Here is a 16,606-nt window from a genome sequence, read left to right as displayed (position 1 = left end):
GGATTATTAAACTACTTTACTGTCGGGGGCTTTAGTAGAACAATCGGTTGCCTTTTACATGGCAGTTTTATCTTATTGAGTGATGAGTTAGATACTTTCAAATCTAACACAATGTAAATATGTTAGATTCATAAAAACATCCTAAACCCTTGATACAAAAGGGTTTAGGATGTTTTTTATCCTTGTATTTTTTTCGTCGTCAATTTGAATCTAACTTAATGCATGTTAATATTATCTTAAGTTAGATTGAGGTTTGTACGTTAAAATACGTGAGGAAGTGTACTGAAAGCATGAAATTCGTTGAACCGATACGGGATCTTCAAAAGATTAGCAGCATGAAAAAAATCCTTTTTGCGCAAAGCGAAAGTGGACTAACCTAAATTATTGAGACAATATAAAACACCTTCGGAGTGGTACATTTGTAAAATGTACCACTCCGAAGGTGTTTTTGCATGGGCAAAAACGTATATTCAAGCGAAGTTAAATGGGCAGTTGTTAAAGATAAACTAAGTGGTGAATTGACAACTAATGAAATTATGGAAAAACACGGAATCAAAAATAAATCACAGGTTGAAACTTGGATGAAATGGTACCGTGCGAATGAAATTTATCGATTTGATCAGCCAATCGGTAAACAATATACATTTGGTCACGGTCCCGAGTTAGCCAGTGAAGACGACAAGCGGGAACGTCAATTATCTCATTTGAAGATGGAGAACGAAATCTTGAAAAAGTACATGGAGATCGAAAGGGAGTTAAAAAAGAAATAGTACTACAGAGTGTAGAGAAACTTAAAAAGAAGTACACGATTACAGCCATTTTGTCCGCGTTAGGAGTACCACGGGAGAACTATTATAGATGGTGTCTTCAAGCTATCAATAAGCCGCTTTCAGTAGAAGAGGAAGCCATTATGGAACTGTATAAAAGCACTAGGTATCGGGATGGTCATCGAAAAATAAAGGCTATGATGAAGCAGAATGAAGCAGAAATATAATATAGAATTGAATCGCAATACAGTTCAGAACCTCATGCAAAAGCATAACTTACAGTGTCGAATCAAGCCAAAACGGAAGTGGAAATCCCAAGGTGAAAGTATCATAATTGCCCCTAACCTTCTTCGCGATTTCACGGCTAGTAAACCGAACAAGAAGTGGGTGACAGACATCACATATATCCAATATGGCAGTACTACAAAATATCTTTCGACTATTATGGATTTATTCAAGAACGAAATTGTCGCTTACAAATTATACGATCATCAACAAACCTCGCTCGTGATTGACACGTTAAAGGCGGCGATAGCTGTCCGTAATCACCCTCAAGGCGTGATTGTGCATTCAGATCAAGGAAGTGTCTACACGTCATATGCGTACCAGGCCTGCATTAAGGATAACGACCTCGCCAGCAGTATGTCGCGTAGAGGAAACTGTTGGGATAATGCGGTGATTGAATCTTTTCATTCGAACTTGAAGTCTGAGGAATTTCAATATGTTAAATTTAATCCATTACGTAATCAAGACGTAACTGAGCGGGTAATTACCTATTTAAATTATTATAATGAAGAACGTATCCAAGAAAAATTAGGCTACCTAACACCCATAAAGTATGGTGTCACGGCAGCCTAATAAAGGTGTTTTATATGTGTCTCATATCGCTATGTCAGTCTACTCAGGTGGTTTTTTAATTTTGTACAGGTTCGTGTTGGAAGAAAGTGGTATAATTTGTGGTTAGTGATACGTTCCAATGACTATAAATATTGACATAGAGAATCCTCTCAACAACGCTTGGCGCTTGAGGATGCCTCCCACAATAAGCCAGACAGAAAACCGCTGTTAGTCTTATTGCTTCGGCTACCCCTATGAGGCACCTTCGCTGGAGATTATATAGAATCATTAGTTCAACATATATAAGATTCGATTAAGAAGTAGGAGAGGTTTGATAGGGTACAAATACTTAGAGTTCAAAAAACAGATACTGTGCTACAAAGAATATACCAAATAAGTTTTTGAACAATAGGAGAAAAAGAGTTGGAAAAGAGATTCGTATTTTGGCCTAATATAATAGATGAGTAAGGAGGAATAAAATTGTCAGCTTTGAAAAGGGATGCTATTAAATTTTTTAAAGTGTTAATTTATTTGGCTATTGGTTTCATCCTAACTGAAAATGTATTAGGAGTAATTTATGAGAAATTCGGGATTAGTTTTATGGGGAACGTATGGGTTAATTGGTTCGGGTTGTCGTATCTTTTGTATTTTTTCTATACAACAATCCGTGTACTATTTACAAATGAAAATAACCAATTGTTTAAAAAACGTATGAAATCCAAGGTTTTTTGGGTACTTTTTATTGTCTCGGCTTATGTCGTCTTTATTCCTTTTATTAAAGGAATAAATCCATTCTAGCTCAATTAATGATAGTTAGTTGAACAAAGAACAAGAATTCAACAAGAGGATTTAATGGATCGCGCTAGTGAAAACGCCAAACGTAAATGTTTGGCGTTTTCACTAGCGCTTTTTGCTGTTTTTTTTACCGCTGAACGGACCTGTTGACTTCGGTATGATTTATTTCCAATCACATTTCCTCAGGTGCCTTCATACCTAACAATCGTAACGCCTCTTTCAAGACAATCGCCGTACTCGTGATCAGCGCAATTCTGTATGGCAGATGATCAGCATCGGAAAGCACTTTGACATTCCCGTAAAACGAGCTAAACGTTTGAGCGAGATCGATTGCATATTTTGCGATGATGGAAGGATCTAAATCATCCGCAGCGCGCTTGACTGTTTGTGGGAATTGCTCCAATGCTCGAATGATTGCCCATTCGAAATCATTGACGTCATCCACGCTATACGGCTGTATGTCACCAGCTTTTCTTAACACTGATTTGGCCCGTGCGAAAGCATATTGGACGTAGGGACCGGTTTCACCTTCTGTCTGGAGCATTGTTTCTAAGTTAAATTCGATATCGTGTTTGCGATGTTGTTTCAGGTCACCGAAAATGATGGCACCGACGCCAACTTCTTCAGCGACTTGCGCTTTATTCGCTAAGTTTGGATTCTTCGTTTCAATTGTCGACTGTGCAAGTGAAATCGCCTCATTCAAAACTTGCTCTAGCAAAACAATTTTCCCTTTGCGGGTGGACATCTTTTTTCCGGCTTTTAATATGAGACCGAAAGGAATGTGCTGGATATCGTCTGCCCACTCGTAGCCCACTTTACCGAGTACTTTCTTGAATTGTGTGAAGTGGAGACTTTGTTCATTTCCAACGACATAGAGAGATTTCACGAAATCATACGTTTCTTTTCTATCGATTGCAGCGGTTAAATCGCGTGTGGCGTATAACGTCGCGCCATCTGATTTCATAATCAAACAAGGTGGCATATCCTCACCCAGTTCAACCACGAGTGCACCATTTGATTCTATTAAGAGTCCTTTATCTGCTATTTCCTTAACGATGGGTTCCATCTTGTCATTATAGTAGGCCTCGCCGTTATAGGAATCAAAGGTAATACCCAGCAAATCATAAATGCGTTGAAATTCCTTGAGGGATTCCGTTTTGAACCACTTCCATAAAGCCAGTGCTTCCTTATCACCGTCTTCCAGGGATTTGAATGCTGCTCTGCCTTCAGCGTTAAGCGAATCATTGTGCTCTGCTTCTTCATGGAATCGGATGTACAGTTTTAACAACGTCTGGATTGGAGCTTGCTGGACCTCTTGTTCGTTGCCCCATTTCCGGTAGGCTGTCAGTAGCTTGCCAAACTGTGTGCCCCAATCTCCGATGTAATTGATTTTTACGGTCTTAAAACCATTCTTTTCGAGTAGTAGTGCAATCGAATTTCCGATGACGGTGGAGCGCAAATGCCCCATGGAAAATGGTTTGGCAATGTTGGGGGAAGATAAATCGATTGTGACAATCCCGCCATTTCCTTCATTAGATGACCCATAGGAAACGGATGGATCCAGAATTTTCTGCAGTAGGGCACTGGTAATTGTAGTACGGTTCAGAAAGATATTCACATATCCGTTGACGGCTTCTGCTTTACGAATTAGCGGATGTTCGATTGCCAGGGCGATTTCATTGGCAATGACAACAGGCGATTTTCTAAGTTCCTTTGCGAATGGGAAGCATGGTAAAGCCAAATCGCCTAAATGTGCATGGACAGGCTTTTCTAGCATGTTTTCATCCAATGGAATCGGACTAAATTGTTGCAGCACTTGCAAGACATCCATTTTCATTGTCAACACTCCTTTTGGTTGATTGAACTAAAAAAGCGTAAAAAAAAGCCCTCATCTCAAATTAATGAGACGAAAGCTTACTTCCGCGGTACCACTCAAATTGCCCGTATAGGGCCACTTCCTCATAACGGCGAGACACCGGCTTTTCTAAAACGCTTGGAAAAGCATCTCCGAAGTGCGGTTCACAAGTATTCTTTACCGGGCTTCCACCTTCCCCAGTTCGCTGAAAAAGAAATCATTGCTACTCTCTTCATCACAGATGTTGTAGTTGAATGTATCAAAATGGTGATTGGCTGTCAATTGAAAGTAACAATAATTCACAAGTGAAAACTGTTTGGAGTTAACTTCTAAACTATGTGTAGAACACTGCATTTAGTGCTGAATGACAAAATAGAACCGACATCGGGAAAAAAGGATATTTTTTTAGATTTTAAATTAATGTTTATAACTTGTGTATCATTTGCAAGAATGACGATGATGACGGTCAAAGCGACACGAGAAAATGACTGTGGATATGTGGATAAGTTATTGATGGTAGGGCAAGTAAACTTTTTCCCTATTTACGATTAGACCACAACATGTTAGGGTAAGTATAATGATTAAGACACTACATATAGTGTTAGTGGCGAAATTGAACGAAAGCTGTATTGTTGACAAATAGGAATTTAGAGTGTCAAATAAGTTCTTGACTCCTAACTACAGCCAACAAATTATCCCTCAGTAAATAAAACTCATAAACGATGGATCTGCCTGAAAAAGGTGGGATTATCGTTTTTTATTGGAAATAGAAAAATTAGGTTTGATAAAGGAGCCGATGAAAATGACAATGAATATTACTAAGACGAGTACGCAGATGCTATTGGAAGACTTACAGAACGAGTTTGGTGGGGAGAAGATTCGTCCATTATTTGCTGCAAGTGAAAAATGGAATGAGCGTCATCCTGGAGCAAGCGCATCAGAATGGACAAAAGCGATGATTCTAGAAACGCTCAGCAATATCGATGAGGTATCGACGTACTGGACTTTCGTTGCGGCCCGAATTCACTTACGTGATGTTTACAATCGTCAAGCTCAGCTTCGCGGTGCAAAGGTCTATACGGATTTTGCTGAAAACGTTGCCCGTCTAGTCGAGCAGGGATTATACACACCCGTCTTAACTGAAAAGTATTCACGCGAAGATCTTGTTATTCTCGGTAATCTAATCGAACCAGAACGGGACAAGCTATTTACATATATCGGTTTGAAAACACTTATGGACCGTTATGTCGCTGTTGACTTTAGCAAACAATCGGTTGAACTTCCGCAAGAGCGCTGGCTTGTTATTGCGATGACATTGATGCAGGATGAGACAACTAACCGGCTTGAAAAAGTAGCGGAATCATACTGGGCGATGAGCAGTCTCTATATGACGGTTGCAACGCCGACATTGTCGAATGCTGGAAAACCGCACGGCCAGTTATCAAGTTGCTTTATCGATACGGTCGACGATTCTTTGCAAGGCATCTATGACAGCAATACGGATATAGCTAACTTGTCGAAATACGGTGGCGGCATTGGTGTTTACATGGGGAAAGTCCGCAGTCGTGGGTCATCCATTCGTGGATTTAAAGGCGCTTCAAGTGGCGTACTTCCATGGATTAAGCAGTTGAACAACACGGCAGTAAGTGTTGACCAACTTGGTCAGCGACAAGGTGCAATCGCCGTTTATCTCGATGTTTGGCACAAAGACATTTTTACGTTCCTTGACCTCAAGTTAAACAACGGAGACGACCGCTTGCGCGCACACGATATTTTCACGGGCGTCTGCCTTCCTGATATTTATATGGAACAAGTTGATGCACGTGGGGACTGGCACTTGTTTGATCCGCATGAAGTTCGGGTGGTTATGGGTTATTCACTAGAGGACTTTTACGATGAAACAAAAGGGGCAGGTTCGTTCCGTGAGAAATACGAAGAGTGTGTTAATAATCCTGAACTTAGTCGGGAAATCGTTCCTGCTATCGATCTTATGAAACGGATTATGCGTAGCCAATTGGAAACGGGAACGCCGTATATGTTTTACCGTGATGAAGTGAACCGTGCGAATGCTAACAAACATGAAGGCATGATTTATTCATCGAATCTTTGCACAGAAATCACGCAAAATATGAGCCCGACTGAATTCGAGTCTGTTACGCTCGAAGACGATATCGTGGTCACGCGTTCAAAACCGGGCGATTTTGTCGTCTGTAATTTATCATCCATTAACCTGGGACGAGCTGTTCCAGCAAGCGTTTTGGAAAGACTCATTACAATTCAAGTGCGCATGCTTGATAACGTCATCGATCTTAATAAAATACCGGTTGTCCAAGCGCAACGAACTAACGCGCGTTACCGTGGAATCGGTCTAGGGACATTTGGCTGGCATCATTTGCTTGCCTTGCAAAACATTCAATGGGAATCAAACGAAGCAGTGGATTACGCTGATAAATTATATGAGAAAATAGCTTATTTGACGATTAAAGCTTCGATGCAACTGGCTACTGAAAAAGGATCGTACCCATTATATGAAGGATCCGAATGGCAGTCTGGCGTTTATTTCGACAACAAGAACTATGACTCGAAGGAATGGCATGAACTCCGCATCGATGTTGCAACAAATGGTATGAGAAATGGTTATTTGATGGCAATTGCACCGAATAGCTCGACGTCTATTATCGCAGGATCAACTGCATCAATTGATCCGGTTTTCAAACCGTTTTATCATGAAGAAAAGAAAGATTATAAGCTTCCAGTTGTTGCGCCTGACCTTAATCACAACACATATGACGTCTATCGACGCTCCGCTTATATTGTCGATCAGCGTTGGTCAATCAAACAAAACGCAGCAAGACAGCGCCATATTGACCAAGCAATTTCTTTCAACATCTATGTTCCGAATTCAATTCGTGCATCGGTTCTGCTTGAACTTCATTTGCAAGCGTGGAAGTCTGGTATGAAAACGACATACTACACACGTTCAACTGCGACGGATATCGAAGAGTGTGAATGGTGTCATTCTTAATCGTCTACGCATCGTGGAGCGGAAACACGCAGGAAGTTGCTGAAATGATTGAAGAAACGCTAGTAGCGGAAAATATAGCTGTTACAACGTTTCGAATCGGTGGGGGCGTCATTCCGAACCCTCGTGATTTCGATGCGATGCTCTTGGGGTCATTCACGTGGGAGCAAGGCTCAACGCCTGACGAAGTAAAAGACTTTGTAGCGGATGTGGGGTATAAACCGGATAATGTATACGTCTTCGGAACGGGTGATACCCAATTTGGCGGCGATGCATTATTCTGCCACGCAGCGGTGAAGTTAGCGCGGTTTTACGCATCCCCTTATGAGCCGCTTAAAATCGAACAAAGTCCACGTGGCATACAGCAAGAAAAAGTAATTGAATGGTCGAAGGGAGTCATCAGAAATTGGAAAAACTTAAACGAGTGAAGGTCTTGGAACCTGCACATCCAAACAAATCAACGGCTATTTTCGGGGGCAAGGCGAGTGGTATCCTCAACTGGAATGACATCGCACATCCCCATTTCTATACATTGCGTCAACAAATCCGTTCACTATTCTGGACGGCCAATGAAGTCGATATGACACAAGACGTTAAGCAATTCTCGACGCTGACAAAGCCGGAACAAGACGCATTTCTTAAAATTATTGGCTTACTCGCGACACTTGACGGACCACAGACGACAATCGCTTTGAAAATGGCGGATTATACAACCGATCCTTCTGTTAAATCAATTATGGCCACAATTGCCGATCAAGAAAGTGAACATAATCACAGCTATGCGTACGTACTATCTTCCGTTACGACACTTAATAAGCAGATGGCTTCATTTGAAATGGGCCGCTCAGATGAAGTGCTATTGAAACGGAATGAGCGCATTGTAGAAGTATACAATGACTTCGCCGAGCGTCCGACAATCGAATCAGCATTGAAAGCGATGGTCTATACGACGCTGCTTGAAGGGCTATTTTTCTATAGTGGATTCGCATTCTTCTACAATCTCGCACGCAATCAGAAAATGGTCGGTACTTCGACAATGATTTCGTATATTAATCGTGATGAATTGCAACATGGGAAAGCAATTAGTGACATTTTCCGCGCAGCACTTGCAGAAAACCCTGAACAAAATACAGATGAATTTACGGCTTGGATTTACGATCAGTTCAAACATTCGGTCGAACAGGAAGTCATCTGGAGCCGTTACGTACTAGCGGATATTGAAGGTATCGAACTTGCCGAAATGGAAGGCTATGTGAAATATCGCGCGAACAAAATGCTTCGCATGCTCGGACTTAGTGAAATTTATCCGGAGTTCACTGACAACCCAATGAAATGGATTCGTGCATATGTCGACAGCTTCGACGATACAAAAACCGACTTCTTTGAACAATCATCACGTCAATACGTCAAAACAAGCGATCTTAATGGATTTGATGATTTGTAAGTATATGAACGCACACGGGAAAAATCGTGTGCGTTTTTTTTTCAAGTAAGAAGGGATTTGAATGGGGATGTAGTATCTTAAATAGGGCAAACCCTACTATCGGTACGAATGGCTGCCTTGTAAACTAAGGGTGAGAATAATTCTCATTAAAACAAGCAGAGGAGGAAAAAATTATGAGTCGACTAACACTTGATACACAAGTTTGTGATATCGTCACGGAGCTCCCTCAAAGTGCTGATTTGTTTAGAAGTTTGCGCATCGATTTCTGTTGCGGTGGAAAAATTGCTCTTAAAGATGCAGCTAAAGAACGAAAACTCAATCCTGAAGAGGTTCTAAATAGTGTCAAAAAAATAGAGGAGAAACGCGAGCAGCAAAGTGGCATCGATCCAACGTCATTCGGTTCAAAAACGCTCGTCTCCTATATTCAAGAAAAGTATCATACTGGGCTACGGGAAGAATTACCGCTTCTCGCACCGTACATTACAAAGGTTGCCCGTGTCCATGGAGAAAATCATCCGCATCTTCTTCGCGTTCAAGAAAACTTTAAAGAATTACGAAGTGAACTTCTTGATCACACGGCAGACGAAGATGCCAATGTATTTCCGTTAATTCTGGAGTTTTTAGAAAATCCTACACCTGAATTGAAAGAAAAGGTTAAGCCGCTTGTAAAGGAACTTGAGCAAGAGCACGAACACGCAGGAAAATTATTATTTGAAATACGTGATCTAACGAATAATTTCACGCTACCAGACGAAGCCTGCGGAACGTATAGGCTTGTGTACGCACGTCTTGCACAACTTGAAAAAGACACATTTGAACATGTCCATCTCGAAAATAACAACTTATTCGACCGTGTCCGTGTCGCACTGTGATTGATTAAAGGACAAAAAACCACCTATCTACAAAGGTGGTTTTTTATGTGGAATGGTTTAGCGAAGTACGTTATGACTATAGAAATAGATATGAAAGAGTCTGGGATAGTATGAAACCACTTGCATGGCTAGGTTTGCTAGCGGGGGTCGTTTTAACGTTCGCCAGGGTGCTCGGTAAGTTTGGAGCAATACTGATAGAGACAGAGAAAGTAATAACACGTATATATCGATTCGAAAAAGGTCGCTTAATCTAGTCCGTAATGGGCAGAGTAGGCGGCTTTTTAATTTGAAGATAGAAACTATAGATTTTCAACATGGAACGTTGGTTAGCTCCGGGCGCTTTCCGCTTTTCTTTTTATAAGGGTATTCCCCACATCAAATAGGCACATCCCTACTAGGAAAGAATCAGGATTATTCTTAAAATTAATAGTATGTGAATGAATAAGTCTTTGATTCCCGTCATAGATCGTTAGTTATTCTAAAAAGGAGTGAGCTATTCCAATGAAGAAAAAATTTGGACTTAATTATTTCAAGCCAGTTGAACGTTTTTCAGGAAATTGGTCAATTTTAGAAGAAAAAAGTCGAGATTGGGAAAATATGTACCGCCAACGTTGGTCTCATGACAAAGTGGTTCGGACAACGCATGGCGTGAACTGTACAGGGTCATGCAGTTGGAAAGTATTTGTGAAAAACGGCATTATTACTTGGGAAAACCAGCAAATTGATTATCCTTCATGTGGCCCTGATATGCCTGAATTTGAACCGCGTGGATGTCCCCGTGGAGCTTCATTTTCCTGGTATGAATATAGCCCGCTTCGCGTGAAGTATCCATACATACGAGGGAAGTTATGGCGTATGTGGACTAAAGCAGTTTCTGAACTGAAAGACCCTGTAAAAGCATGGGCTAGCATCGTAGAAGATCCTAATAAGGCAGATGAATATAAAAAAGCGCGCGGAAAAGGCGGCCATGTCCGGGTTAACTGGAGAGATGCCACCTTAATGATTTCGGCACAGCTTATTTACACAATCCAAAAGTACGGTCCCGATCGGATAGCTGGATTTACACCGATTCCAGCAATGTCAATGGTCAGCTATGCGTCAGGTGCACGATTCCTCTCTCTTCTTGGCGGCGAAATGCTTAGCTTCTATGACTGGTATGCGGATTTACCGCCATCTTCTCCACAAATTTGGGGTGAGCAGACAGACGTCCCTGAATCGAGTGATTGGTTTAACGCTGGTTACATCATTATGTGGGGATCGAATGTACCGCTAACAAGAACGCCAGATGCTCACTTCATGACAGAAGTGCGCTACAAAGGAACGAAAGTAGTTTCTGTGGCCCCGGATTACGCAGAAAGTGTTACACATGCGGATGACTGGATTGCGGCAAATCCCGGAACGGACGCTGCAGTTGCTCAAGCAATGACGCACGTCATTCTCGATGAATTTTATGAACAGCGTAAAGAGCCGATGTTCTTGAATTACGCGAAACAATATACAGATATGCCTTTCCTGATAACACTCGATACACATGAAGATTCTTATAAAGCGGGTCGATTTTTACGGGCAAGTGATATAGCGCAAGCATCCCAGCACGCTGAGTGGAAACCGGTTATTTTTGATGAAACGACAAATGAAATTATTGTTCCGAACGGTACGATGGGACAACGTTGGGAAGAGGACAAGAAGTGGAATCTAATTCTTGATAATGTAGACGGAACACGCGTTGAACCGGCCTTGTCAGTGGCCGATCATGGCGCGGAATGGAAAGAAATTGTTTTCCCATTCTTTGACAATGTGTCAAACGGAACATTCAAACGTCCGATTCCGGTGAAAAAAGTAACACTTGCAGACGGAACCGAAAGTCTTGTAACAACTGTTCACGATTTGATGCTCAGCCAGTATGGTGTAAACCGGATTGGTAGTGATCTCGAAGCATCTGGTTATGACGACGCAGAATCATTCTACACGCCAGCATGGCAGGAGAAAATCACAAGTGTTAAACCTGAACTGGTTACCCAAATCGCGCGGGAATTTGCACATAATGCGCTTGAAACAGGCGGCCGTTCGATGATTATTATGGGAGCGGGTATTAACCACTGGTTTAACAGTGACACCATTTATAGATCGATCCTTAACCTCGTTATGTTAACTGGTTGTCAAGGCGTTAATGGTGGTGGCTGGGCCCATTACGTTGGTCAAGAAAAATGCCGTCCGATTGAAGGGTGGAGCACAATCGCATTTGCACGTGACTGGCAAGCGCCGGCGCGACTTCAAAACGCGACATCTTATTTCTATTTTGCAACTGATCAATGGAAGTACGAGGAAATGGGCGCGGATCTTCTTATGTCACCGACAGGAGGAAAAGCCCGCTATCAGCATCCTGCAGACTATAACGTCTTGGCTGCACGACTTGGTTGGTTGCCATCTTACCCTCAGTTCAACAAGAACAGCCTGACGTTTGCAGAAGAGGCAGCCAAAGAAGGAAAAACAACAACACAGGAAATCGTTAATTATACACTGGAACAAATCAAGTCAGGCGAAACAAAATTTGCAATTGAAGATCCGGATGCACCGGAAAACTTCCCGCGCTCTCTATTTGTTTGGCGTTCCAACTTAGTGTCGAGTTCTGCAAAAGGTCAGGAATACTTTATGAAACATTTATTCGGCGCTTCCCACGCTCTGCTTGCAACACCAAATGAAGATGTTAAGCCTGAAGAAATTGTTTGGCGCGATGATGTGGAAGGAAAACTCGATCTTCTTGTGGCACTGGATTTCAGAATGACAACAACTCCGTTGTACGCAGATGTCGTTCTTCCAGCAGCAACTTGGTATGAGAAACACGATCTTTCTTCAACAGATATGCATCCATTTGTTCACCCGTTCAACCCAGCAGTTGACCCGCTTTGGGAATCTCGTTCTGATTGGGATATTTACCGCGCACTTGCGGAAACATTCTCGGAAATGGCAAAAGTTCATCTTCCAGGCGTTTATAAAGACCTTGTAACTTCACCGCTTGCGCATGATTCTATCCAGGAAATTGCTCAGCCTTATGGCGAAGTGAAGGACTGGAAAAAAGGTGAAGTTGAAGCGATACCGGGTAAAACAATGCCAGCTATGACAATTGTCGAACGTGATTATACACAAATTTATGATAAATACGTCACGCTTGGACCATTATTATCGACTGGTAAAGTGGGAGCGCACGGCGTCAGTTTTTCTGTAGCCGATGAATATGAAATGATGAAGGGCATCAACGGCACCTATTTCGATGAATCTATCAAAAACGGATTGCCTAAACTGCACACAGCAAAACATGCGGCAGAAGCAATGCTGACACTATCTTCTGCAACGAATGGTCGCGTTTCTCAAAAGGCTTTCGTAGCAGCAGAAGCAGATACCGGCGTTGAACTGAAAGATATTTCAGCCGATCGCGCGGCAGAGCGCTTCACGTTTGCAAGCATTACTGCACAGCCGCGTGAAGTCATACCGACACCAGTATTCTCCGGTTCGAATAAACTTGGGCGCCGTTACTCGCCTTTTACGACAAATATCGAACGACTGGTTCCGTTCAGGACATTGACCGGAAGACAGCACTTCTACATTGACCATGAATTATTCCTGGATTTCGGAGAAGGTCTACCCGTTTACAAACCGACGCTTCCACCAATGGTATTCGGACCGCGAGACAAAAAAATCATAGGCGGTCAAGATTCACTTGTACTTAGGTATTTGACGCCGCATGGTAAATGGAATATCCACACGACGTACCAGGACAACCAGCATATGCTGACGTTATTCCGTGGGGGACCGACTGTCTGGATTTCCAGTGAAAATGCCGAAGAGCATGGTATTGACGACAACCAATGGCTTGAAGTTTACAACCGAAACGGTGTTGTTACTGCACGTGCCGTAGTCAGTCACAGAATACCTAAAGGAACCATGTTCATGTATCACGCGCAAGACAAGCATATTCAAGTACCAGGCTCTGAAATTTCAGAGGAACGAGGCGGAAGCCATAACGCGCCGACGCGAATTCACATGAAACCGACGCAAATGGTTGGCGGCTATGCGCAACTCAGTTACGGATTCAACTACTACGGACCAATCGGAAATCAGCGAGATGAGTACGTTGCAGTCCGTAAGATGAAGGAGGTAAACTGGCTTGAAAATTAAAGCACAAGTTGCAATGGTAATGAATCTGGATAAATGTATTGGCTGCCATACATGTAGTGTTACGTGTAAAACGACGTGGACAAACCGTGAAGGTGCAGAGTATATGTGGTTTAATAACGTCGAAACAAAACCGGGGATAGGCTATCCAAAACGCTGGGAAGACCAGGAGCTTTATAAAGGCGGATGGCAAATTAATAAAAAAGGTAAACTCGAATTGAAATCCGGTTCGAAGCTATCAAAAATTGCTCTAGGGAAGATTTTCTATAACCCGGATATGCCTGAAATGAAGGACTATTACGAACCATGGACATATGACTATGAAAAACTGACTTCGGCACCAGACAGTAAACATACGCCCGTTGCTCGTGCAAAGTCTGTTGTGACAGGAGAATACATTGATCTAGAATGGGGCCCAAACTGGGAAGACCAACTTGCTGGGGCTCACATTACGGGACCAATGGATCCTAATATTGAAAAGATAGAAGAAGAAATTAAATTTAACTTTGAACAAGCATTTATGATGTACTTGCCAAGACTCTGTGAGCACTGTCTCAATCCGAGTTGTGTGGCATCCTGTCCATCAGGCGCCATCTACAAACGCGATGAAGATGGAATCGTCCTCGTAGACCAAGAAGCGTGTCGAGGCTGGCGTTATTGCATGACCGGTTGTCCATACAAGAAAGTCTACTTTAACTGGAAAACAAATAAAGCCGAGAAATGTACATTCTGTTTCCCGAGGATTGAGTCGGGACTACCAACGGTTTGTTCTGAAACGTGTACAGGCAGAATCCGTTATCTTGGTGTTCTTTTATATGACGCAGATCGCGTTTTAGAAGCGGCTTCTACACCGAACGAAAAAGATTTGTACAAAGCGCAAATTGATTTATTCCTCGATCCAAATGATCCGGAAGTTATTGCTCAGGCTAGAAAAGATGGTATTTCCGAAGAATGGATTGAAGGCGCACAAAATTCACCGGTTTATAAACTAGCAATTGAATATAAACTTGCCTTCCCGCTTCACCCTGAATACCGCACGTTGCCGATGGTATGGTATGTCCCGCCATTGAGCCCAATCATGAACTATTTTGAAGGTAAAGACTCGATTAAGAATCCTGATATGATTTTCCCAGCAATTGAGGAAATGCGTATTCCGATTCAGTATCTCGCAAATATGCTTACAGCAGGAGATACCGAAACAGTGAAAGGTGCACTGCAAAGAATGGCAATGATGCGTTCATACATGCGTGCCATGTCATCTGGTAAAGAATTCGATGAATCACGTCTAGAACGTGTCGGTCTGACTGCTCATCAAACGAAGTCAATGTACAGACTTCTGGCGATTGCAAAGTACGAAGATCGCTTTGTTATCCCGACAGCACATAAAGAAGGTCATATGAATGCATACCGTTCACAAGGATCTGAAGGCTATGTGGAAATGGGCGACTACAGTATGGGTACTTCAGAAAGTCCATACAACTACGCAGGTATAAAACAAGAAGATAGTAGCTGTGATGGTTGTGGTACACAACCACAAGCGAAGTCAGGTAAAGAAATTTACGAAGAGAACTTTTACGGGGGGATTTGGCGTGATTGATCTGCAGAAGCTGTATAACGAAAAACACACATTTGGCTTCTTCGCACAGCAACTTACGTACCCGGAAAAGATAAACTTTCATCCGTCAGTCATGGAAGAGTCAGTTGACTCTTCCCATCCGGCGTATGTGCATATTAAAACTTACTGGGAGTTAATGCATGACTACAGCTTTGATGATATCCAGGAAATGTATACATATACGTTTGATTTCCAAACGGATTCAACGCTGTTCATGACTTACGTAAAGTATCAGGATGCGAAAGATCGCGGTCAAATGCTTGCTAAATTAAAAGTGCTTTATGAAATGTTTGGCCTGAATATGCCAGACGGTGAACTGTCCGACTTCTTGCCGCTTATGTGTGAATTTATCTACGCATGCGAATGGATAGGTGACCCGAGGGCAGAACAAAGTTTTGGTATGTTACTCGCTGTTTTGGAAGACGGAACATATCATCTGTTAAAAGCGCTGGAGAAATATAATAGTCCCTATTTCCATCTAATTAAGGGGATGAGGGAAACCTTTAAGTCATGTGCTCGTCAGGAGGCGCCTACAAATGGCTAATCAATTTCTATGGGTCATTATCCCTTATCTGTGTATGGCAACATTTGTTGTAGGGCATATTTTCAGATACCGGAACGACCAGTTTGGCTGGACTGCAAAATCAAGTGAATTTATAGAAAAGAAACAACTGATGATAGGTAGTTTACTGTTCCATATTGGCATCATGCCCGTAATAGCGGGCCATGTCGTGGGGCTTGCTGTCCCGAAGGAATGGACGCAAGCACTTGGTGTTAGTGATCATATGTATCATATGGGCGCTGTTTGGGGTGGAGGATTTTTTGGTGTCGTCACATTTGCGGGGATGTTTATTTTGACATATCGCCGTTTTGCATTAAAAAGCGTACGTAAGTTGTCATCTGCATCAGACTTAATCGTCAACTCCCTATTGCTGTTCATCGTATTCATCGGTATGTACAGTGTAATTGCAACTAGTATTACACAGCCAGAATTTGATTACCGAAGTTCAATTTCAATATGGTTCCGTTCCTTGCTGATTTTTCGACCGGAAGGTGCCTATATGATAGGTGTACCACTGGCATTTCAGCTTCATGTTTTATCTGGGTTCCTCATTTTTGCAATGTGGCCGTTTACCAGATTGGTTCACGTCTGGAGTGTACCGTTGAATTATGTAGGAAGAAGCTATATCCTGTATAGAAGGCACCGTGAAAACTAATGAACGAAA

11 protein-coding genes, 1 pseudogene and 1 other annotated feature are annotated in these 16,606 nt (G+C 42.2%); of the genes and pseudogenes, 11 read left to right on the top strand and 1 reads right to left on the bottom strand.

All coding sequences use genetic code 11. The features are described 5' to 3' along the window. Positions 1-452: 452 nt before the first annotated feature. Together ACGLYD_RS17405 and ACGLYD_RS17400 are read left to right on the top strand one after the other, a co-directional pair. Positions 453-1,625: pseudogene (locus ACGLYD_RS17405) on the top strand (IS3 family transposase). Between the two features lie 459 nt (positions 1,626-2,084). Beyond that, positions 2,085-2,402 (top strand): hypothetical protein, encoded by a 318-nt coding sequence (locus ACGLYD_RS17400; RefSeq protein WP_399629542.1) that lies wholly within the window; start codon positions 2,085-2,087, stop codon positions 2,400-2,402. Positions 2,403-2,571: 169 nt separating this feature from the next. Here the strand turns inward: ACGLYD_RS17400 and argS are convergent, their stop codons facing one another. Continuing rightward, the gene (gene argS / locus ACGLYD_RS17395; RefSeq protein ID WP_342539234.1) at positions 2,572-4,236 is read right to left on the bottom strand and encodes an arginine--tRNA ligase; all 1,665 of its coding nucleotides are present in this window, start codon (positions 4,234-4,236) and stop codon (positions 2,572-2,574) included. A 62-nt stretch (positions 4,237-4,298) separates the two neighbouring features. Continuing rightward, positions 4,299-4,502, bottom strand: a binding site (T-box leader). Positions 4,503-5,056: 554 nt separating this feature from the next. On the opposite strand from argS, the gene ACGLYD_RS17390 reads away from it, so the two are divergent. From ACGLYD_RS17390 to narI, 9 genes are all read left to right on the top strand, one after another. Beyond that, entirely contained in the window at positions 5,057-7,279 is a 2,223-nt protein-coding gene (locus tag ACGLYD_RS17390; protein ID WP_342539233.1) for a ribonucleoside-diphosphate reductase subunit alpha, read from the top strand. After that, complete coding sequence (locus ACGLYD_RS17385; RefSeq protein WP_067213478.1) at positions 7,264-7,704, top strand: flavodoxin; 441 nt, start codon at positions 7,264-7,266, stop codon at positions 7,702-7,704. The genes ACGLYD_RS17390 and ACGLYD_RS17385 overlap by 16 nt, the downstream gene beginning before the upstream one ends. Continuing rightward, a complete protein-coding gene (locus tag ACGLYD_RS17380; RefSeq protein WP_370569927.1) occupies positions 7,683-8,720 on the top strand; it encodes a ribonucleotide-diphosphate reductase subunit beta in 1,038 nt (345 codons plus the stop codon). The genes ACGLYD_RS17385 and ACGLYD_RS17380 overlap by 22 nt, the downstream gene beginning before the upstream one ends. 173 nt (positions 8,721-8,893) lie before the next feature. Continuing rightward, a complete protein-coding gene (gene ric / locus ACGLYD_RS17375) occupies positions 8,894-9,592 on the top strand; it encodes an iron-sulfur cluster repair di-iron protein (protein ID WP_399629538.1) in 699 nt (232 codons plus the stop codon). Positions 9,593-9,639: 47 nt separating this feature from the next. Further along, positions 9,640-9,846, top strand: coding sequence for a hypothetical protein (locus ACGLYD_RS17370; RefSeq protein ID WP_399629535.1), 207 nt, complete (start codon positions 9,640-9,642; stop codon positions 9,844-9,846). Between the two features lie 247 nt (positions 9,847-10,093). Continuing rightward, the gene (locus ACGLYD_RS17365; RefSeq protein ID WP_399629533.1) at positions 10,094-13,768 is read left to right on the top strand and encodes a nitrate reductase subunit alpha; all 3,675 of its coding nucleotides are present in this window, start codon (positions 10,094-10,096) and stop codon (positions 13,766-13,768) included. After that, positions 13,758-15,362 carry a nitrate reductase subunit beta gene (narH, locus tag ACGLYD_RS17360; protein ID WP_338654828.1) on the top strand — a complete coding sequence of 535 codons (1,605 nt, stop codon included), beginning with the start codon at positions 13,758-13,760 and terminating at the stop codon, positions 15,360-15,362. Before ACGLYD_RS17365 ends, narH begins: the two co-directional genes overlap by 11 nt. After that, positions 15,355-15,924 (top strand): nitrate reductase molybdenum cofactor assembly chaperone, encoded by a 570-nt coding sequence (gene narJ / locus ACGLYD_RS17355; protein ID WP_338654830.1) that lies wholly within the window; start codon positions 15,355-15,357, stop codon positions 15,922-15,924. The genes narH and narJ overlap by 8 nt, the downstream gene beginning before the upstream one ends. Then, positions 15,917-16,597, top strand: coding sequence for a respiratory nitrate reductase subunit gamma (gene narI, locus ACGLYD_RS17350; RefSeq protein ID WP_399629529.1), 681 nt, complete (start codon positions 15,917-15,919; stop codon positions 16,595-16,597). Before narJ ends, narI begins: the two co-directional genes overlap by 8 nt. Positions 16,598-16,606: the final 9 nt, after the last annotated feature.

Origin of the sequence: Sporosarcina sp. SG10008 (assembly GCF_044569405.1) — a bacterium.
Lineage (GTDB): Bacteria > Bacillota > Bacilli > Bacillales_A > Planococcaceae > Sporosarcina > Sporosarcina psychrophila.
Note: the sequence above shows the minus strand (reverse complement) of the source record. Positions and strands in the feature narration are given on the sequence as shown.

What these genes read in the sequence shown, in the direction of transcription:
- argS (WP_342539234.1), bottom strand. Translation starts at nt 4,236, where the DNA reads ATGAAAATGGATGTCTTGCAAGTGCTGCAACAATTTAGTCCGATTCCA.
- ACGLYD_RS17390 (WP_342539233.1), top strand. Translation starts at nt 5,057, where the DNA reads ATGACAATGAATATTACTAAGACGAGTACGCAGATGCTATTGGAAGAC.
- ACGLYD_RS17385 (WP_067213478.1), top strand. Translation starts at nt 7,264, where the DNA reads ATGGTGTCATTCTTAATCGTCTACGCATCGTGGAGCGGAAACACGCAG.
- ric (WP_399629538.1), top strand. Translation starts at nt 8,894, where the DNA reads ATGAGTCGACTAACACTTGATACACAAGTTTGTGATATCGTCACGGAG.
- ACGLYD_RS17365 (WP_399629533.1), top strand. Translation starts at nt 10,094, where the DNA reads ATGAAGAAAAAATTTGGACTTAATTATTTCAAGCCAGTTGAACGTTTT.
- narI (WP_399629529.1), top strand. Translation starts at nt 15,917, where the DNA reads ATGGCTAATCAATTTCTATGGGTCATTATCCCTTATCTGTGTATGGCA.